Genomic DNA, 20610 nt, shown 5'->3' on the forward strand with positions numbered 1-20610 from the left:
GCTACAAATTTAAAGTATCTATAATGAAATCTGCGCGTTTTTCAATACTATCAAAAGGAACATCAATCAACTCGTACCCAAAGCGAACATAAGTGTCAAGTAAAGCATGATGGATTTTTACAGCCTGATCAAAGTTTTCATAACGTTCACTATCACTAACAAAAATCTCTTGCCAAGGTGCTAATACAAATACTTTATCATAAACATGTGTTTTGCAGATGTCGACAAAGTGTTTCGGATAATCACTGTTAGCATAATCCATATAAGCCAAAACATCTGGTAAACCTCTGTCTAAAAACACAAGGTGTTCGTTTAAAGATTCGGCATCAATGTATTGCTTGGTTCTGGCCTCTAAAAGCAATTCACTAAAGAGGAGTGGTTTGCTTAAAAAAAGTTGATCAATACCATCTTTTCTGGCGTCAAGGGTAACTTGTCTTGAGATTTCTTCAAAACAAATATAATCACGTTTAAGAAGTTCATTTATAATAGACGATTTTCCTGTTCCTGGTCCACCAGTAATGACAATTTTGCGTGTATTCAATTTGGCAAGGTTTTGGTTGTAAATTTAACAATTAATTATGCAAAGCAAAAAGGAAGTAAAACGTATATTTGCTTTTGAAGAAGAAATACTATGAGTTTAGATAAAAAAACAGAAGAATTTTACAACAAACTAAGAAGTCAACTATATGAAACTGCAAGTTGGCCTTCAGAATACTTATACAAATTTATTGTACCTACAGATCAAAAAAAAATAAGTCAAATTGAAGACTTGTTTAATAATCTTGGTGCTGTTATTACGACGAAAGAATCAGGTAAAGGAACTTATACAAGTGTCTCTGTAAATGTAGATATGAAAGATCCTGATGCTGTAATAGCAAAGTACAAGAAAGTTGCAGAAGAAGTAGAAGGTGTTATTTCTCTTTAATTTTTAGATTACTAACTATTTTTTTGTATTTTGCATCCATATGCAGAAATACTTCATGCATGATTTACAAACACTACACAATTATATATTTTGATTGACGATATAGAATACAACACAGAACGTGAACATCTGATTATTCCTGAATATGGAAGACATCTACAAAAAATGGTTAATTACTGTAAAGAATTACCAACAAAAGAAGAACGTAACAAAGTTGCAAAATCTATCATTAATGTGATGGGTAATTTACAACCACATTTACGAGATGTGCCTGATTTTCAGCATAAACTTTGGGATCAGCTTTTCATCATAGCAGATTTTGAATTAGATGCAGATTCTCCATATCCAACACCGACTAAAGAGGAGTTGAATGAAAAACCAGAACCCTTAAAATACCCTCAAAATCATCCTAAATATCGCTTCTATGGAAACAATATCAAAACGATGATTGATGTTGCTAATACCTGGGAAGATGGTGATTTAAAAGAAGCTTTAGTTTATACGATTGCTAACCACATGAAAAAATGTTTCCTTAACTGGAATAAAGACACTGTAGAAGATGATGTGATTTTTAATCATTTATTCGAGCTGTCTGGTGGTAAAATCAATCTCAAAGGAGGTGAAGAGGATTTGTCAGATGCTACAAGTTTGATGAGAAATAAAAAGAAATACTCCAACACTAATAATAAAAAATCACATCACAAAAAAAATAATTCTAATCGCAACAGAAAACGTTACTAAAATTTAGTGCATGTCAACATTTATTATTGAAGGAGGTCACCAGTTAAAAGGTAAAATTCAACCTCAAGGTGCAAAAAACGAAGCTCTACAGATTTTATGTGCAGTGCTCTTAACTGCTGATGAAGTTAAAATCGATAACATTCCAGATATTATTGATGTCAATAAATTAATCGCTTTACTGAAAAAGTTAGGTGTAAAAATCAAACAACTCGATAAAGGTTCTTATTCTTTTAAAGCCGATGAGGTTAACCTAAACTATTTAGAGTCTGCCGAATTCAAAGAAGACGGAAAAGGCTTACGAGGGTCTATCATGATTGTTGGTCCTTTATTAGCGCGTTTTGGTAAAGGATACATTCCAAAACCTGGTGGAGATAAAATTGGTCGTCGTCGTTTGGATACGCATTTTGAAGGTTTTATAAATCTTGGTGCTAAATTTAGATACAATAAAGAAGATTATTTTTACGGTGTTGAAGCTGATAGATTAAAAGGAACATATATGCTTCTTGATGAAGCTTCTGTTACTGGAACTGCTAACATTGTTATGGCAGCTGTTTTGGCTGAAGGAACCACAACTATTTATAATGCTGCCTGCGAACCATATTTACAGCAACTTTGTAAAATGCTCAATAGAATGGGAGCAAAGATAAGCGGAGTTGGATCTAACATGTTAATTATTGAAGGTGTTGATGAGTTAGGCGGAACAGAACACAGAATGCTTCCTGATATGATTGAAATTGGAAGCTGGATTGGTTTAGCAGCCATGACAAAAAGTGAACTGACTATTACGAATGTGAGTTGGGATGATTTAGGTCAGATTCCTAACGTATTCAGAAAAATAGGAATTACCGTAGAGCGTCAAGGCGATGATATTCATATTCCAGCGCATACTGATGGTTACGAAGTACAAAGTTATATTGATGGATCTATATTAACGGTTTCTGATGCACCATGGCCAGGATTTACACCTGATTTGTTGAGTATTATTTTAGTCGTTTTAACGCAAGCCAGAGGAAGTGCATTGGTACATCAAAAAATGTTTGAAAGTCGTTTGTTTTTCGTTGATAAGCTCATTGATATGGGAGCAAAAATTATTCTTTGTGATCCACATCGAGCGACTGTTATTGGTCACGATTTTAAATCGAAACTCAAAGCAACAACAATGACCTCTCCAGATATAAGAGCAGGAGTATCCTTACTTATAGCTGCCTTATCTGCAAAAGGAACATCAACCATTCATAACATAGAACAAATTGATCGTGGTTACGAAAATATAGATGAACGATTACGTGCTATTGGCGCTAAGATTACCAGAGTAGAAGGTAATTAGTTTTTCTAAGTAGACATTTAATAATTATTAGTAAGAAGACGTCATTCTGAATTTATTTCAGAATCCCTTAACAGCATTTTTTAAATGCTATGAGATCCTGAATCAAGTTCAGGATGACATCATCAGATTTTTGATTATCTTTTTTGAGTTATTATAATTATTCCATCGAATAAAAAAACTGCTCGCTTGTAATTTTACCATCTTTAACTCCATAAACGGCAACTTCTTCCATTTGCTGTCTGCCACGATCTTTAAAAGTGACGTCAAAATTCATTTTTGAAGTGAAATGATTCCCAGCAATCATGGGATCGCTAATGGTTCCTCCATGCCATTCTTCAACGTTATCAAGCCATTCTTTGTTTTTATTCCATACATTTTGTTTTCCTGAAATAATTTCTCCTGGCATTCCTGGCATTTCTTTGCTGACTACATTTTCAGCATAAAGTTCGTTAACGCAGTCTAGGTTTTTACTTTCTCTGCACATTTGTACCCATTTTTGAGCAACGTCATTTGTGTCCATTTTAATTGATTTTTAGATTGTTACTTAAAATTAACTAAAAAAGCAGGATAATCGTTTAAAAGAATGTTAATCTTATATTAGCTAACAGCTTCTTTATAAGTTTTTAAACAGCGTTCGCGAGCCTCTTTGTGATCCACCATTTTTTCTGCATAATCGTCAGTATCAAATTCTGAGACATACGTTTTTATATAGGTTTTGTTTTTATCAAACTTATCAATTTGGGTGGTAGGATTAAAAATTCTGAAATAAGGTGCAGCATCAACACCAGAACCAGCAACCCATTGCCAGTTTCCAACATTGCTTGCCATTTCATAATCGTGAAGTTTTTCAGCAAAATAAGCTTCTCCCCATCGCCAGTCAATTAATAAATGCTTGCATAAAAAACTCCCAACCAACATTCGTACTCTGTTGTGCATAAATCCTGTTTCATTAAGTTGTCTCATGCCTGCATCCACTAAAGGATATCCTGTTTGTCCGTCACACCATTTTTTAAATTCGGCTTCATTATTTCGCCATTCTATTCGATCATATTTAGACTTGAACGAATCTTTAGCTGTATGTGGAAAGTGCCATAAAATTTGCATAAAAAACTCTCTCCATATTAATTCCTGCCAAAAGATTTCATTGTCTTCTGCAATAGCTTTCTTTGCCATTTTCCTAATGCTAACCGTTCCAAAACGAAGATGAGGTCCCAAACGCGAGGTCGCGTCTTTTGCTGGAAAATTTCTCTTAGCTTCATAGTCCTGAATGAGTGATGGAGTTACCGTATAATCTGCAATACTCTGGCTTGATTTTTTAAAACCGATATCGGAAAGTGTTAAATTTGGTAATCTGGAATGCTTTACTACATTATTCAGAAACGAATTGGTATAAAAAATCTCTAGGTCATGTGTTTTAAATTGTTCTTTCCAGACTTTCATATAAGGTGTATAAACCACATAAGGATCTCCATCTTTTTTGACCACTTCATCCTTTTCAAAAATAACCTGATCTTTAAATGTTTTGAATGTGATATCGTGTGTTGACAAGAGCTTTTTTATGTTAGAATCCCGATCTCTGGCATAAGGTTCGTAATCGTGATTTGTATAAACAGAATGAACATCATACGCTTCAATTAATTGTTTGTAAATATCTACAGGTTTGCCATAAAACATTGCAATGCTGCTGTCATACTCCCTTTGAAGGGTATCTCGCATGTTTTGAAGTGTTTCATAAATAAATGTGACGCGAGCATCATCTTCAGGGAGTTTGTCTAATATTTCGGAATCAAAAATAAAAATCGGTAACACTGGATAATCACTTTTTAAAGCCTGATAAAATCCAACATTATCATCTAATCGTAAGTCACGTCTAAACCAGAAAATGTTTAGTGGTTGCTTCATAAGAAATTTATTGTTTTATGTGTTGTAAGTTCCGAATAATTCTTCCAGTTTTTTTGTGCGGTAATTGAAAATTTCTTCCAGTTTTGGTTTTACTAAAATAGGGTGTACAAGCTGACCTAAAATTCCAAAAGGGACTTTGTAATCAATAATATCTTCCATTTCAACTCCTCCATCAATTTCCTTTATAAAATGCTTATGATGCCATAAAGCATAAGGTCCAAACCGCTGTTCATCAACAAAATACTGTTTATCTATACTGTGTGTGATTTCGGTAACCCATTTGGTTTTAATCCCTAAAACAGGAGTAACGATATACTGAATGATTTGTCCTGCATACATTGGTCTGTCAGCTCCAGATAAGATATGAAATCCCATGTAATCTGGTGTGATTGTTTTTAGATTTTTAGGATTTGATAAAAATTCCCAAGCTGTATCAATGGAGATCGGTAAATTTTGTTTTTTATGTAATCTGTATATTTTCATGTAGTGATCATATTGTTTTTATAAGTCAGATATTATTCATTATTTATGGTTGCTTGAGTGATGATATGTTTATATGTTGTTTCAAGTTAGTTATATATTGAAATGTATAAATTGAGAGACGTAGCAATGCATAACCAAACTAAGTAAGGTACTATCAGTAGCGATTTGATTTTTAAATCTTTGAGGTATGTGAATAGAAATACGGCAACAATTAATGTTAGAAAAGCAATATTAACTAATGCTAAGTCTATGAGTTTCTGATTAAAAAACAGAAAGTTCCAACTGACATTAAGAATACATTGTATCACGAATAGAAGCTGTACTTTTTTTGTAAATCGCTGTAAATATAAATACGCCATATACACCGAAAAGCAAATCATGATGGTAGTCCACGTAGCTCCAAAAACCCAGCCATCTGGCGTCCAAGGTGCTTTTTGTAATTGTAAATACCAAGAACCCTTTGGACCATCAGCCATAAACATAGACCCAATACCTAATGCACTAGAATTAATGATTAGAAATATAATAAATGGCTTAAAAAACTTCATGGATGTTAGTTTTGTAACTGCTCTATTTGCTTTTGAATCATTTCGGCTTCAGCATATTTCTTATCGCTTTCAGACCTGTTTGTAGTAGATAAAGCATGCCATTCTTTCATTAATTTTTCATATTTCTTTTGTAGTTTATCAACTTCAGATGTTTTTTTAAATAGTCCGAACATAACTTTAATTATTTTAAGTGTTTTGTGATTTTTGAACTTGTAGGTGAGGTCATCGAATAATAATAATCGATTAATTCGCCTTGAGGACTAACTAAATATTTTTGAAAATTCCATTTGACTTTAGAATTAGAACTGCCATTTTTTTGTTTTTGAGTTAGCCACGCATAAAGAGGATGCTGATTGGGACCTTTTACATCGGTTTTTTCAGTTATTGGAAAAGTGACACCATAATTAAGCTCACAAAATGATTCAATATCCTTAGCACTTCCTGGTTCTTGTTTTCCAAACTGATTACAAGGAATGCCAATGATGACAAGATTGTCTTTGTGTGTATCATAAAGGTGTTGCAAGGTTTTGTATTGAGGTGTAAAACCACATTTTGAAGCAACATTCACAAACAGCATATATTTTCCTTTGAAATCAAATAACGCTATTGGTTTTCCATCGAGACTATTAATTTTAATGTCGTAAACTGATGTTTTTTCAGCCTTGTCAGATGATTTTGAAAATAGTGTGGACATAAATATTTTAAATGGATTCATGTTACATTTTAAACGTTACAATACCGCAGTCCATTTCAAAAACTTGACCAGATATTGAACTCGATTTTTCAGATAATAAAAACTCTGCCATTCCAGCAACGTCTTCAGGTTGCAAAAATTTCTTCATCGGATGGCGTTCTTTTATATTTTCAATCATTTTGTCATTTCGCAATAATTTTGATGCTAAATCTGTGTTGGTCACAGTAGGAGCAATGGCATTTATTCGTAAAGTTGTTGCCAGTTCGGCTCCTAATGATTTCACTAAACCTTCTACACCAGATTTAGCAGCAGCAACACTGGCATGAAACGGCATTCCTAATTTTGCTGCCACTGTACTAAATAAAACGATAGATGGATTAGCTCCATTTTTGATTACATTCATGTACTTTTGAATTGCTTTTACAGCACCAATGACATTGATTTCATAATCGTCTCTAAATTCTTCTAAACTGAATCGTCCTATTGGTTTGAGGTTGATACTTCCTGGACAATATACTAATCCGTCGGCTGCATCAATTTCTGGTAATTCGTTTTTAAGAATATCACATTCAAAGTGTTTCAAGTTTTCGTGTGATAATTCCGGTTTCGTTCGACTTATGTTTACAACCTTGTGGTTTTTAAGTAAGATTTGCACTATGGCATTTCCAATTCCGCGACTACCACCAATAACGATAAATGTTTTCATGTCAATTATTTTTTATTAAAAGAGCGTAACAGAATTACGCAAAACGATTTCCACTACGCTCTTGGTAAATATTTGGATGAGTTTAAGCTGTTAAAGGTCTTCCGTTTAGCCTCTTTTCTACTTTTTGTTTGATTTTAGTAAGTCGCTTCATTAAATCCATAATGGACTCATCTTTTTTTTCTTTGTAAATTTGGTTTAATGCTAAGATTAAACGTTTTGCTTCACGAGAAATTTTAACACGATCGCTGGTTGACAGCGATTTCATCTTTCTCTGTTCAAATTCTAGTGCTCTGTTTATTACTTCCATGATTTTAATTGTTTATATAGTTGTGTAATTCTGATATTTTTTCTGACTTGTTAAATTGTCCACCATAATACGATGTAACTGTAGCAGATGTATCATCTTTAATTCCTCTTGACGATACGCATAAATGCTTCGCATCAATAATTACGGCTACATCATCGGTTTCTAAAACTGATTTTAACTCTTCAGCAATTTGATTTGTAAGACGTTCTTGAACTTGAGGTCTTTTAGCATAATATTGAACAATTCTATTAAGTTTTGAAAGTCCGATAACTTTACCTGAAGAGATATAAGCGATATGAGCTTTCCCTATAATTGGAACAAAATGATGCTCACAATTAGAATAAAAGGTCATGTTTTTTTCTACCAACATTTGATTATACTGATACTTGTTATCAAATAATGCCACCTTTGGTTTATTGGCTGGATTTAATCCAGAAAATATTTCGTCTATATACATTTTAGCCACACGTTTTGGTGTGCCTTTGAGGGAATCGTCTGTAAGGTCTAAGCCCATAACATCCATGATTTCTTCAAATAAAATAGAAATACGCTCTTTCTTTTCCTCATCACTCAGTTTAAAAGCATCAGCTTTCATTGGTGTTTCTAAACCAGTATATAAATGGTCATCGCCAATTTCTGAAGTAGAAAAATCATTTAATTTATGACCGTTTCGTTTTAGATGTAAAGTGTTTGTACTCATATGTTGTCTTTTTAGTGTGCTGTCCTCAGGAACTCATCTCCTCAGTCAAAGCACGTTATCGTTTTGATATCGAGTTATGGGTTATTTGTTTTTGCCTGGAACACTTAAATCTACCCTCTGTAAATGTTCGTAATTTTTCATGTTTTGTTTTTCGACCTTGAACTCGCTTTCGCCACATTTTGAAACTTTTTGGTTTCATCTCATTGCGCATGAGATCAATGACATCTTGCTCCTTTAATCCAAATTGAAATTCTATGGCTTCAAAAGTCGTTCGGTCTTCCCATGCCATTTCAATAATTCTATCAGTCGCTCTAATATCTAATTCCATACTAAAACTGAAATTTGAATCGTTCGTCATATAAAACTTTTTTATTAAGAAGCTTGTCTAAAAAAGACTTATTTTCCTTAAAGGATGTATTATTTCTAAAACGGATAAACTTACCTTGAGCATGAATACTGGCTCCATTAGTTTTGTAAATTACCAATTGGTAGTAAGGAATAATCCATGTGAAATTCTTAAGCCCTTTGTTGATATAAACTAAGATACCATCTGATCTCATTTCGATATTTGCATAATTTATATCTGAAACAGCATTTAAATATTGTTGCATATTAGGACTTGCTTCGTCAATAATCATGCGTTTTGAGCCAACACCTCCCATTTTAAGAGATTCAATAAAGGAGTAAGGCTTACCAATTAAATCATTGATTATTTTTTTATGCTCTTTGTTGGGATGTGTGGAATCTAAAATCAATTTTATACTATCTTAATTATTCAAATTTACAAAATGTTTAATTTTTTAAATATATCTTTAAACAAAAATTAACATAATACAAAGAGCTTAATTAGTTTGGTTTTTTAACTAATTGTATTTCAACAACTTATTGTTTTGATTTATTGCCTCTTAGCGTGTGTGTGTTAAATATTCTCTGACTTTCTTCTTTGACCTTTTTGTTTTTGCGAAGATTCCATAAGATTTCAGTTGCTTTTTTTCGGGTTTCATGTATTTCAACAATTGGATATGGGTAATCCTTACCTAAACGAAAATTATAAAGTTGTTGTTCCATTTCTGTCATTATATAAGGTTCATGAGCAAAAGGCGTGTTTAAATCTCTAAGTTCAGGAACCCATTTTTTTATGAAACGTGCCTCAGGATCGTGTTCTAAACTGTTTTTTACAGGATTGTAGATTCTTAACATATTTGTACCTGTTTCTCCAGCTTGCATTTGTAGTTGAGGAAAATGGATTCCTGGTTCAAAATCTAAAAACATTTGTGATAAATGTTGAGAAGCGTCTTGCCAAGGTTGCCATAAATTGTGTGTAAAAAATGATACTACAAGGGCACGCATTCTGAAATTTAAATAGCCAGTTTCATTTAAGCAACGCATAGAGGCATCGACTAATGGATAGCCTGTTTGTCCTGTTTTCCAAGCCATTTGATACTGTTCGGAAATCTCTTTTTTTAATTTTTGAAACCCTTTGTTGATACTTTCCTGTTCCATAGTGTGTTCCATCTCAAACTTCTGAATAAAGTGAGCCTGCCATCTTAAACGAGACATAAATGCTTCTAAGGCTTTTTTGTTCTCGTCTGTTTTCTTCTGAAAAAAAGCTTTTCTATACACTTCTCTTATGGATAAATTTCCCCACGCGATGTAAGGTGAAATTCTGCTGCATCCTGTTCTTGCGAGTTCTGGTTTTGAAATATGAACCATATAATTCACATAACGTTTGTCAAGAAATGAATCTAAATATTTCATTCCTGTTGAGCGACCGCCTTTTTGAAATAAAGTGTCTTCTGGTGTTTCTAACGATGGAACAGTAAGTAGTTCTTCTAAAGCTTCAATTTCTTTTAAGTTCAACAATTGGTTTTGAGAAGGATTAAATGGAAGTGGTTCAGTGTTAAAATAGGCATTACACATGTCTGTCCATTGCTCGCGATCTTTCAAACCACGTTGCACACCATTATTAATAGATTCATACCAGGTGATTAAATTGTTTTTGCAAAAGCGTTTGAAAGTTTTGTCTCGATTATACGTGATAAGAATTCCGGTTTCCTGATGTGAATAAATATCTTTAATGGTATAAAATTCCATGAGTTGATTCATAGCTGAAATGATATCGGCTTCCACAGTTAAAACCTTTGTTTGATAAGGCTTAAGTTGTTGATTTATATCTCTTATTGATTCTTTTACAAAATTCCAATGACGTTCGCTGTAATGGTTGTCTTCCATAAGCATCGTTTCAAAAGCATAGAGCAGGAGTGTGCGTTCTCCAGTTTTTAGAGCTTCAAATATAGCTTCGTTATCGTCTAATCTGAGATCACGTTTTAGCCAAACCACGTTTATTTTTGGAGCCTTAGTAATCATCTTGGTGTGCTATGATATGTTGTGCTTTTTCTTTTATACTCTGAAGTTGTTGTTTGTCCATTTTATCCAAAAGGCTGTACATCATTCCCATTCTGTAATTGTTCCCAAGCTGTTCGCGTTTTTCATCAAGGAAATTCCAGTACAGACTGTTAAACGGACAAGCATCATCACCAGTTTTTTTACTTTTATTATAATGGCAATCACTACAGTAATTGCTCATTTTATTAATATATGAACCAGAAGAGACGTAAGGTTTAGTTGCAATTTTTCCACCATCGGCAAACTGACTCATACCTCTTGTGTTTGTGAGTTGAACCCATTCAATAGCATCAATATAAATCCCTAAATACCAATCGTCAACCTCATCTGGATGTGTTTGAGTTAACAAGGCATAATTACCAGTAATCATTAAGCGTTGAATGTGATGTGCATACCCATTGTCTAACGAATTATTAATGGCATGTTTTAAACAATTCATTTTGGTATTACCAGTCCAGAAAAACTCAGGAAGTTTGTTATGATTATCTAATTCGTTTTTAGTTTTATAATCTGGCATAAAAGCCCAGTACATACCTCTCATGTACTCGCGCCAACCTATAACTTGCCTAATAAATCCCTCTATTTGAGAAATGTGAATCTCATCGTCATGTTTGCGGTAATAATTCATGACAGTCGTTACAACATCTTTGGGAGAAATCAATTTTAAGTTCATGGCGAATGACAATCTCGAATGAAAGAGGTAGTCTTCATCAGTATGCATGGCATCCTGAAAATCCCCAAAATGTATGAGTAAAGCTTTACAAAAATATTTAAGTTGTTCTAAGGCCTGAACTCTTGTTATAGGATAGGAAAACGTCTTGGTTTCAAATCGTCCTATGGTTTTAATTTCAGCGTTTTGGATGTCTTCAACAACTTCAGATACCTCATTTTTAAACCACTTATAGGTTGGGATGTTAACATCGCCTTTCCATTTGTTTCTGTTGCTTTTGTCGTAATTCCATTTGCCACCTTCAGGTTGATCAGCAATCATTAAAATATCGTGTTTCCTACGCATATCTCTGTAGAAGTTTTCCATGAGATATTGCTTTTTACCTTTGAAAAAGTTTGTTAAATCATCTCGATTGGTATAAAAATGTTCTGCAGAAACAGCTTTTGAAGTGATACCTAAGCCTTTACAATAAGAACTCAGTTGATGATCTAATCGGTATTCATCCGGATAGATGTATTCGAAGTGTTGAATGTTGTGGTCTTCAATAAGTTTTGAAAGATTATCGGTTAGCTTCTGTTTGTTTTCTTCAGAATTAATTTTGATGTAAAAAACGGTATGACCTTCAGCTTTTAGGTCTTCAGCAAACTGTCGCATGGCAGCAAAAAAGCCAATCACTTTTTGAATGTGATGTTTTACATAATCGGTTTCCTGACGCATTTCAAAAAGACAATAGTAAACCTCATCACTTTTCTCTTTAAACCATGAGTGTTTCTTGTTGAGTTGATCGCCTAGTATGAGTCTGAGTGTTTTCATTTAAAACAGGGTTTCTTGTAACCATAACTTTTGAAAATTGCCATTGGCATCGTAGCGTGCAGCTTGTAAATCAACATTAAATTTTCGATCTCTGGGATCATTACCAACACCAGCAACATACATCCAGTTGCCGTAATTACTATGAACGTCATAATCAATTAGCATAGCTTCAAAATAGGCAGCTCCAATTCTCCAGTCTAATAACATGTCTTTTGCAAAAAAGGAAGCCACATTTTGGCGACCTCGATTACTCATCCAACCTGTTTTTTTGATTTCTATCATGTTTGCATTTACAAAGGAAGATCTGGTTTTTCCGTCTATCCATTTCCGGATTTCATGGTCATCAGTCTTCCAATCGTAATCTTTCTTTAAAATGCCTCCAACTTTGAAAATATTGTTTTGATGTTTTAGTGAAATGTATTTAAAATAATCTCTCCAAATCAATTCAAAAATCAACCAGTAGGTAGATTCATTTTTAAAATGTTTGTTTTCAAATTCTTTGATTTTATTATAAATCGTTCTTGATGAAATGCTTCCATTAGCCAGCCATGATGAGAATTTTGAACTAAAACCAGTTCCTGCCAATCCGTTTCTGGTCTTTTTATAAATGCCTAATGTTTTAGTTTCAAAAAAGTAATTATTAAGTCTGTTTAAAGCATTTGTTTCACCTCCTGTAAAAGGAAAAGCTGAATTTGGATAGGTTTCAAAGGTTTCAAAACCTAAATCTTCAAGTGTTGGAATTTTAGTATTATTAGTTAAGTCAACTGTTTTTTCTGTGGAATGATTTACTACTGGTGGTCTGACTTCACTATACTTTTCAACTTTTTTTCTGAAATTGGTAAAAATCTGAGGAATCTCTGATAATGACATGTTGATGTCTTTTGGATGATACAGAAACTGGTCATAATATTCATGAATGTTAATTTCTGAAGGTAAGGAGATCCTGACATTGTTTGAAGTTTCTACTTCTTCGCTTGTCCATTCTTTCTGCATATACATCGACTGGATGTTGAATCTTTCAACTAGTAATTTTATAAAAGTTTCAGGAGATTCATGAGCGACAAGCAATTCTATATTACATGCTTTTAGATTATGTTTTAAGTCGTGAATGGTTTCAATTAAAAATTTAGCTCGGAACTTTTCTGTTTTTTTAAAGCCATATTCAGAGATTTGGTAATGTTTGGGATCAAAACAATAACAGGCAATAACCGATTGATGGTTACGAATGGCGTTGTTCAAAACCGTATTATCCTGAACTCTCAAATCGTTTCTAAACCATACTAATGCTATGTCGTTTTGTTTCTCCTGCATTTTTTACTACAATATTTCACTTCATCCCAGTTTTTTTTCCATTTTTTTCTCCAGCTAAAAGGTAAACCACAAGTGTGACACATTTTTTCTGGTAAGTGTATTTTTTTGTGATTAGACATCTACAAGCTTATTTATCATACCTCGAAAAATAAATCCATGAAAAGGCAATACACTATACCAGTACAATCTGCCCCAAAGTCCGCGTGGTCTGAATGTCGCGGTTTGTTTTAGTACACCATCTTCAATTTTAAACTCTAACCAAGCTTCACCAGGAAGACGCATTTCAGCATAGAGTAGAAGTTTTTGTTGTTCTTTATCGGCAAAAATGACGCGCCAAAAATCTAGAGCATCACCAACATCTAAATCAGTTGGACTCGTTCGTCCACGTCGTAAACCGATACCTCCAAAAAGTTTATCAATATAACCTCTAATTTTCCATAGAAACGTACCATAATACCAACCGTTAGTTCCTCCAATACTCCATATTTTATCAATTGTTTTTTCTGCATTTAAGACTTGTCGTTCTTTATAATCTGTGAAACAGCCAAATTTTGGAACATTGATGTATTTATGAAGATTATTGCGAAGCCTGCCACTACTCACCATAGAATCTTTCCAGCTAGATACAATGCTATTTTGCTCTATTTTCTCAAAAGCCAGTTCAACAGCTTGTTTGTAAGTCAGTGGATTTACTTTCAGTATGTTATTGATATCACTCTTCTTGCCTATAATTTGTACTCCCATACTATCAACTAATGAGGAAGCAAGTTTGTAAGAAGTAGAAGTGACAAAGTATAACCAGTAAGATGATAATTTGGGTGTCATTACAGGAAGGGTCAAAATGTAGCGTTTTAAGCCTCTTACTTCTGCAAATTGCAAGAGCATTTGTTTGTAGGTTAAAACTTCAGGTCCAAAAACGTCATAAGATTGATTATATAATTCTTCTCGTCCTGCACCTCTGTGCAAAAATGCTAAAACATCCCTTACCGAAAGTGGTTGTGTTTTAGTATTCAACCATTTTGGAGCTATCATAAACGGCAATTTTTCAACAAGATCTCTAATGATTTCAAAGGAAGAACTTCCAGAGCCAACGATTATTCCGGCTTTAAAAATTGTGAGTGCGTAAGCCTTAGATTCTAAACGTTCTTCAACATTTTTGCGAGATTGTAAGTGTTTAGATAAATTCTCTTCGTTTGTAATTCCGCTGAGATAAATGACTTGTTTGACATTTGTGGTTTCAATGTAGTTTTTAAAATTGACAGCACAACGTTCTTCAAGGGATTCGAAGTCTTTTGAAGAATTAGACATAGAATGAATCAGGTAATAGGCAATATCAATATCTTTTGGAATATTATGAAGTGTTTCAGGTTTCAGGAAATCAGCTTCAACCACATCAATTAAATCTTCCTCAGCATAGTTTTTATCTGCACGAAGTTTATCTCGAACAGCGCACACAACATGATGTTCATCATTGGCCAATAACGGAATTAATCGTTTACCAATGTAACCTGTTGCGCCTGTTACAAGAATTTTCATAGGATATAATTATTTAGGTCTTTGATAGCTAAAGCGTTTGTTTTGTAAAGGAATAGCGTAAGCATCCAATCCATTAATGGCAGCCACATTTGCTTTAGACAAATTGATGAATCCATCGTCTTCCAGAAGTCCCTCATTAACATGTAAATCAACAATTTTACCAACAATCAAAATGGTATTGTTGGCTTTGATGTTATATTCTTCAACATATTCCATAGCTAACTGTAAAGGAGCATCTTTAACGAATGGCGCTTGAAAACTATTCTTATATTCTGAAATTAACCGTGTTTTATCAAATTCTGAAATGTCTGAATCGTATTTGGCAGACGTATGATGTGCATCTTCTAAAATAGATTCATGAATATGATTTATGGTAAATTTTCCAGTAGCTTTTAAGTTGTCATAAGTATTCCTAGTGACAGTTGTTGGTCTTAAAAAGAACCCTAACATTGGAGGATTAGACCCTAAATGCGTTACTGAGCTAAAAACTGCCACATTTTCAATGCCATCGAGAGATTTGGTTCCGATTAAATTAGCAGATTTGTAACCAGAACAACTATTTATTAAATTGATTCGGTATATATGGTGAAAGTTGTCAATATCTTCATGGCTTATATGAATCATTATAAGGTTTGAAAGTTATTGATTTGAATGTCTTTTGCTTTTAAATCAAACATTAAATTGTACAAACCAAAGAAGGTTCTGTTCATGTAGATAAAATGTTTCGATCCTCTGTTACCATTCATTTTTCTGAGTTCCGTGTTTTTTGAATACTTTTCTCCTAATGCAGCAATTTTTCCGAAGAATTTATCATCTGAAAAATCAAAAATTTCTGCATGTAATGGTTGTGTGAACAGGCTTAGCATCTCATGAAACATTTCTGTAAAAAATGCTATCTCTTGTTCTGAATCATCTTCACGTAAAATTTCAAGTTCGTAAAGCTTATTCTTAAAATACGTTTTATTAGTAATGTTTTCTTTTTCTGCTAATTCAAAATAAGGTGTATAGAATTCTTCAGGAATGGTTTTCATACAACCAAAATCTAATACGATGAGTTGCGCATCTTCGGAAATTAAAAAATTTCCAGGATGTGGATCTGCATGTACTTTTTTAAGATTATGAATTTGAAACATGTAGAAATCCCATAATGCCTGACCTAATTGATTTGATATGTCCTGATTCGTATTGTGAGAAACAAACTCCGAAAGGTGTTCACCAACCATATAATCCATAGTAATGATTCTTTCATTTGAAAGATTTTCGTAATAGTTTGGGAATTTCAGATTTGGAATATGCTTACAAGCATTAACAATTTCTTTACTTTGCTTTACTTCAAGAATGTAATCGGTTTCTTCAACCAGTTTACTTTCAACTTCTTTAAAATATTTATCAGACCCTTTTCCTTTAATGTTGAACATGCTCATGGCAATTGGTTTTACCATGGCAAGATCTGATGCGATACTTTCTGCAACGCCTGGATATTGGATTTTCACAGCAAGTTTTTTCCCATCCTTAGTTGCCACATGGACTTGTCCGATGCTGGCAGCGTTTACAGACGTTGCGTTAAAAGTATCATATAGTTCATTTGGAAGTTTTCCAAAGTATTTTTTAAATGTTTTCTTCACCAAAGGAGGTGATAGTGGTGGTACTGAAAATTGAGCCAATGAGAATTTTTCAACATAGGCTTGTGGCATGATGCTTTTTTCCATACTAAGCATTTGAGCCACTTTAAGCGCACTACCTTTTAATTGTTTTAATCCATCATAGATATCAGAAGCGTTACTTTCATTCAAACGCTCTTTAGCTTCCAATTCCGTTTTGGTAATCTTATCTCCGTAATATTTGAGATAGTTGACACCAACTTTCGCACCAGTAGAAACTAATTTGGTAGCACGCTGTATTTTGGACGTTGGTATTTTATCTATGGTTTTCATTTGAAATCGTTTAGTTCATGTGGATTTTTTCCTTGTAAATAAATTTCCCAAAGTCGATCAAACTACGAATAGGAGCAACATCTAAAACATCAAAGCAGGTATTGACTGACTTTTCGATAAAGATGTCTGTTTTTTCAAACCCAGCAGACGTGTCATCTATCCAAAATTTCATCGTTAATAACAACTGTAACCATGCCGACTCTTTTAGTCCACGACGTTGAATTCTATCAATTTGCTCTTGTTTAATTTCGATTAAATCAATGTCTAAATGCTCGATGTAATTTGTAAAAGCGCCTTTTAATTCTGAAAGAGATTGTAGCCCTTTTAAACTAGTTTTGTGTTTATCTAATGCATAAACAACATAGCTTCGATTGGCTGTTAAGTTTTCAAAAAATGTAAAATAGAAACTTAATAGTTTGTTACGAGCATCGAAAGACATGTAATCTTTATTTTTTTCTAAAGCATTGTGAGTATTGTCAAAAAAAACTTTGAATATGTGTTTTTCTATGGCTTCAAATGAACCAAAAAACTCATAGAACTTATGTTCTTCAAAGTTGTTGGCTTTAGCAAAAGCATATACTGTTTTTGGTTGATGATTATGCTCTAGGACATAATCCATATAAAATGTTATGATGTCGCTGGTGGTAATATTTTTCTTTTTTGCCATGACGAATAATTATGCTGTAAATATACAAAACGTTTAACTATTTGCTTAATATATTAAACAAAATTTAACAAGACATTATCAATTACAAAAAGAATTTCAAACCGCAAGAAGAGTCTTTGTTTTCACAATTTAATTCTAATAGATTCTTAATGTCTAGACAAACTCAAGTAATTTATAGTTTTATTAACAAATTAAGGCTCACCTAGTTTGTAAATTTACCTGAATTAAAAACTAATCATTAAATCTAAAACTATGAAAAAATTATTACTAGTTTTTGCAGTATTTACAATGTCTTTTAGCGTGAATGCTCAAATTGAAACACCACAACCTAGTCCGTTCTCAAAAATGGAACAAAAAGTTGGATTGACAGATGTGTCTTTAGAATATTCCAGACCAAACATGAGAGGTCGTACGATTTTTGGAGATTTAGTCCCATACAATAAGCTTTGGAGAACTGGAGCAAACAAGAATACGATGATTACCTTCAGTGATGATGTTACGGTTGAAGGCAAAACGCTTAAAGCTGGCTCTTATGCTATTTTTGTAACACCTTCAGAAAAATCTTGGGATGTTGTTTTTTATTCAGATACTGAAAATTGGGGAGCTCCAAGAGAGTGGGATGAAACTAAAGTCGCTGCAAAAGTTACTGCAGAAGTATATCCGTTACCAATGAAAATTGAAACATTTACTATTTCATTTGATGATTTAGCAAGTGACTCTGCTGTTCTTGGTATGATGTGGTCTGATGTTTATGTAGGAGTTAAGTTTGAAGTGCCAACGGATAAAGTAGTTACGGCTTCTATAGATAAAGCAATGGCTGGTCCAGGAGCAGACGATTATTATGCTGCTGCGCGATATTACTTAGAAGCAGACAAAGACATCAAACAAGCTGTTCAATGGATTGATAAAGCAATTGATATGACAAAAGATGAACCGCGTTTTTGGTGGTTGCGTCAACAATCTTTAATTCATGCTAAAGCTGGAAATAAAGATAAAGCAATTGCTGCTGCCAAAGCATCTATGGCTGGAGCTAAAGAAGCAAAGAATGATGATTATGTAAAGATGAATATGGACTCTCTAAAAGAATGGGGAGCACTGTAATTGTTGACTTATAATCATAAAAAAGACCTTTTGAAATTTCAAAAGGTCTTTTTTATTTTAATTTGTGGCTTAAGCTTCAGGTAACGAGGTGTTTCTGTTTATACTTTGAATTATAAAAGCAATACCAATTACAATGACGCAACCTACGAAGTTTAACCAAAGAAATGGAAGGTTGATGACCTCATATTGATTTAATAAAAATAAGGCTATAACCAGAATTTGAGTGATTAAAGCAGCTGTAAATACTGCATTACCTTTTACATATTTGAAAAAGAATCCCAGTAAAAATATACCGAGGACATTTCCATAGAAAATAGAGCCGATAATATTGACGAGTTGAATTAAGTTTTCAGCGAGATTAGCCACACAAGCAACTCCAATAGCTACAATTCCCCAACCTAAGGTAAACCACCTCGATACTTTAACCATTTCGGTTTCTGATTTTTCAGGCATGTTTCTTTTGTACAAATCCATAGTGGTTGTGCTAGCTAGCGCATTTAATTCACTTGATGTGCTAGACATGGCTGCGCTTAAAATTACGGCTAGTAACAAGCCAATTAAACCTCTGGGTAGATTGTTTAAAATGAAGTGTATAAATACATAATCTTTATCGTTGCTTTCTACCTTTAAGTTTTGCGCGTCTCCAGCTTTTTCTATTAATTCTCTGGCATCTGCCCGAAGCTTATCGTTAGAGGCGTTTAAAGCCGCAATTTCTTTTGAAAGGTCTTTATCTTTTGATTGCACAAACGCACTAATGAGTACTTGCTTATCTTCAAATATTAATTGTTGTTGTTTCTGAATTGTTTTGTATTCTTGAGCATATTCAGAATTTAAAACCACATCAGTTGCAGTTGGGTTAAAGTTAACAGGAGCCTGATTAAATTGGTAAAACACAAACACCATCACACCAACCATTAAAATAAAAAATTGCATTGGCACTTTTAAAAGTCCGTTAAACATCATGCCTATTTGCATTTCCTTTAAAGACTTTCCAGATAAATAACGTTGCACCTGACTTTGATCTGTTCCGAAGTAAGATAACATTAAGAAGGTTCCACCAATAAGACCGCTCCAAACTGTATATCGATTGTTTAAATTGAATGAAAAATCCAAAACTTCCATTTTTCCGCTTGCTCCAGCTATATGTAATGCTTTTGAAAACGTAATATCTGCAGGAAGTTTACTGATAATTAGAACAAAAGCAATAATCATTCCTGTGAAAATAACGACCATTTGATGTTTTTGAGTCACATTTACAGCTTTAGTACCACCAGAAACGGTGTAAATAATTACCAAAACACCTATAATGATATTTAGTAGAAGTAAATTCCATCCTAAAACAGCTGAGAGAATAATAGCAGGAGCAAAAATGGTTATACCAGCTGCTAATCCGCGTTGAATTAAAAATAAAATAGCTGTAAGTGTTCTGGTTTTTAAATCAAATCTGTTTTCAAGAAACTCATAAGCTGTATAAACTTTTAATCGATGGTATAAAGGAATAAACACCATACAAATCACGACCATGGCAATGGGTAAGCCAAAGTAAAATTGTACAAATCCCATTCCGTCATTAAAGGCTTGTCCAGGTGTAGACAGAAATGTAATAGCACTGGCTTGTGTTGCCATGACAGACAATCCAATGGTCCACCATTTTGACGTGTTGCCACCTTTTAGATAATCTTTTACATTTTTACTACCACGAGACTGGTAGGTTCCATAGACAACAATAAGTAACAACGTACTGATAAGTACAATCCAATCTAATGTTTGCATTTTAAAAGGCTTTGGTTATGAAGTAAAATGCAATGATGTAAATGACATTAGCAAGAAGTACAAGTG

25 protein-coding genes are annotated in these 20610 nt (G+C 33.5%); 4 read left to right on the plus strand and 21 right to left on the minus strand.

The annotated features are described in order from the left end of the window. Position 1 precedes the first annotated feature (1 nt). Positions 2–541, minus strand: coding sequence for an AAA family ATPase (locus ACRHNM_RS07875; RefSeq protein ID WP_431135360.1), 540 nt, complete (start codon positions 539–541; stop codon positions 2–4). 90 nt (positions 542–631) lie between these two features. Here ACRHNM_RS07875 and ACRHNM_RS07880 point away from each other — a divergent pair, with 90 nt between their 5' ends. From ACRHNM_RS07880 to murA, 3 genes are all read left to right on the plus strand, one after another. Beyond that, the gene (locus tag ACRHNM_RS07880) at positions 632–925 is read left to right on the plus strand and encodes a DUF493 family protein (protein WP_431135362.1); all 294 of its coding nucleotides are present in this window, start codon (positions 632–634) and stop codon (positions 923–925) included. Positions 926–1015: 90 nt separating this feature from the next. Next, the gene (locus ACRHNM_RS07885) at positions 1016–1666 is read left to right on the plus strand and encodes a DUF4290 domain-containing protein (protein WP_431135364.1); all 651 of its coding nucleotides are present in this window, start codon (positions 1016–1018) and stop codon (positions 1664–1666) included. Positions 1667–1676: 10 nt separating this feature from the next. Next, a complete protein-coding gene (murA, locus tag ACRHNM_RS07890; RefSeq protein ID WP_431135366.1) occupies positions 1677–2993 on the plus strand; it encodes a UDP-N-acetylglucosamine 1-carboxyvinyltransferase in 1317 nt (438 codons plus the stop codon). Between the two features lie 157 nt (positions 2994–3150). Here murA and ACRHNM_RS07895 read toward each other — a convergent pair whose 3' ends face one another. The 19 genes from ACRHNM_RS07895 to ACRHNM_RS07985 form a co-directional block, all read right to left on the minus strand. Next, positions 3151–3513: a SnoaL-like domain-containing protein gene (locus ACRHNM_RS07895; RefSeq protein WP_431135368.1), complete on the minus strand. Its 363-nt coding sequence runs from the start codon at positions 3511–3513 to the stop codon at positions 3151–3153. Between the two features lie 77 nt (positions 3514–3590). Continuing rightward, complete coding sequence (locus tag ACRHNM_RS07900) at positions 3591–4895, minus strand: cryptochrome/photolyase family protein (protein WP_431135370.1); 1305 nt, start codon at positions 4893–4895, stop codon at positions 3591–3593. A 15-nt stretch (positions 4896–4910) separates the two neighbouring features. Beyond that, entirely contained in the window at positions 4911–5378 is a 468-nt protein-coding gene (locus ACRHNM_RS07905) for an SRPBCC family protein (RefSeq protein ID WP_431135372.1), read from the minus strand. 86 nt (positions 5379–5464) lie between these two features. Then, positions 5465–5926, minus strand: coding sequence for a TspO/MBR family protein (locus tag ACRHNM_RS07910; protein WP_431135374.1), 462 nt, complete (start codon positions 5924–5926; stop codon positions 5465–5467). Positions 5927–5931: 5 nt separating this feature from the next. After that, a complete protein-coding gene (locus ACRHNM_RS07915) occupies positions 5932–6099 on the minus strand; it encodes a Lacal_2735 family protein (RefSeq protein WP_431135375.1) in 168 nt (55 codons plus the stop codon). Between the two features lie 8 nt (positions 6100–6107). After that, on the minus strand, positions 6108–6620 hold the full coding sequence (locus ACRHNM_RS07920) for a glutathione peroxidase (RefSeq protein WP_431135377.1): 513 nt from the start codon (positions 6618–6620) through the stop codon (positions 6108–6110). 22 nt (positions 6621–6642) lie between these two features. Further along, the gene (locus ACRHNM_RS07925) at positions 6643–7326 is read right to left on the minus strand and encodes an SDR family NAD(P)-dependent oxidoreductase (protein ID WP_431135379.1); all 684 of its coding nucleotides are present in this window, start codon (positions 7324–7326) and stop codon (positions 6643–6645) included. A gap of 82 nt (positions 7327–7408) precedes the next feature. Beyond that, positions 7409–7633, minus strand: coding sequence for a hypothetical protein (locus tag ACRHNM_RS07930; RefSeq protein WP_431135381.1), 225 nt, complete (start codon positions 7631–7633; stop codon positions 7409–7411). A 4-nt stretch (positions 7634–7637) separates the two neighbouring features. Then, a complete protein-coding gene (gene folE / locus ACRHNM_RS07935) occupies positions 7638–8333 on the minus strand; it encodes a GTP cyclohydrolase I FolE (protein ID WP_431135382.1) in 696 nt (231 codons plus the stop codon). A 55-nt stretch (positions 8334–8388) separates the two neighbouring features. Next, a complete protein-coding gene (locus ACRHNM_RS07940) occupies positions 8389–8691 on the minus strand; it encodes a TIGR03643 family protein (protein WP_431135384.1) in 303 nt (100 codons plus the stop codon). Further along, complete coding sequence (locus tag ACRHNM_RS07945; RefSeq protein ID WP_431135386.1) at positions 8663–9088, minus strand: hypothetical protein; 426 nt, start codon at positions 9086–9088, stop codon at positions 8663–8665. The genes ACRHNM_RS07940 and ACRHNM_RS07945 overlap by 29 nt, the downstream gene beginning before the upstream one ends. Before the next feature lie 127 nt (positions 9089–9215). Beyond that, positions 9216–10700, minus strand: a complete 1485-nt coding sequence (locus ACRHNM_RS07950) for a deoxyribodipyrimidine photo-lyase/cryptochrome family protein (RefSeq protein ID WP_431135388.1) — start codon at positions 10698–10700, stop codon at positions 9216–9218. Continuing rightward, complete coding sequence (locus ACRHNM_RS07955; RefSeq protein WP_431135390.1) at positions 10690–12222, minus strand: cryptochrome/photolyase family protein; 1533 nt, start codon at positions 12220–12222, stop codon at positions 10690–10692. The genes ACRHNM_RS07950 and ACRHNM_RS07955 overlap by 11 nt, the downstream gene beginning before the upstream one ends. Next, entirely contained in the window at positions 12223–13533 is a 1311-nt protein-coding gene (locus tag ACRHNM_RS07960; protein WP_431135392.1) for a DASH family cryptochrome, read from the minus strand. Continuing rightward, positions 13509–13652, minus strand: coding sequence for a DUF2256 domain-containing protein (locus ACRHNM_RS07965; RefSeq protein WP_431135394.1), 144 nt, complete (start codon positions 13650–13652; stop codon positions 13509–13511). Before ACRHNM_RS07965 ends, ACRHNM_RS07960 begins: the two co-directional genes overlap by 25 nt. Beyond that, a complete protein-coding gene (locus ACRHNM_RS07970; RefSeq protein WP_431135396.1) occupies positions 13645–15069 on the minus strand; it encodes an SDR family oxidoreductase in 1425 nt (474 codons plus the stop codon). The genes ACRHNM_RS07965 and ACRHNM_RS07970 overlap by 8 nt, the downstream gene beginning before the upstream one ends. A 9-nt stretch (positions 15070–15078) precedes the next feature. Next, the gene (locus ACRHNM_RS07975) at positions 15079–15693 is read right to left on the minus strand and encodes a flavin reductase family protein (protein WP_431135398.1); all 615 of its coding nucleotides are present in this window, start codon (positions 15691–15693) and stop codon (positions 15079–15081) included. Further along, positions 15693–17003, minus strand: coding sequence for an ABC1 kinase family protein (locus ACRHNM_RS07980; protein ID WP_431135400.1), 1311 nt, complete (start codon positions 17001–17003; stop codon positions 15693–15695). Before ACRHNM_RS07980 ends, ACRHNM_RS07975 begins: the two co-directional genes overlap by 1 nt. A gap of 10 nt (positions 17004–17013) precedes the next feature. Beyond that, on the minus strand, positions 17014–17670 hold the full coding sequence (locus tag ACRHNM_RS07985) for a TetR family transcriptional regulator C-terminal domain-containing protein (protein WP_431135402.1): 657 nt from the start codon (positions 17668–17670) through the stop codon (positions 17014–17016). Between the two features lie 252 nt (positions 17671–17922). Here ACRHNM_RS07985 and ACRHNM_RS07990 point away from each other — a divergent pair, with 252 nt between their 5' ends. Then, on the plus strand, positions 17923–18771 hold the full coding sequence (locus tag ACRHNM_RS07990; RefSeq protein ID WP_431135404.1) for a DUF2911 domain-containing protein: 849 nt from the start codon (positions 17923–17925) through the stop codon (positions 18769–18771). A 69-nt stretch (positions 18772–18840) separates the two neighbouring features. On the opposite strand, the gene ACRHNM_RS07995 is transcribed toward ACRHNM_RS07990, so the two are convergent. Beyond that, entirely contained in the window at positions 18841–20544 is a 1704-nt protein-coding gene (locus ACRHNM_RS07995) for a sodium:solute symporter (protein ID WP_431135406.1), read from the minus strand. Between the last annotated feature and the right edge of the window lie 66 nt (positions 20545–20610).

Source organism: Psychroserpens mesophilus (assembly GCF_050617655.1).
Taxonomy (GTDB): domain Bacteria; phylum Bacteroidota; class Bacteroidia; order Flavobacteriales; family Flavobacteriaceae; genus Psychroserpens; species Psychroserpens mesophilus_A.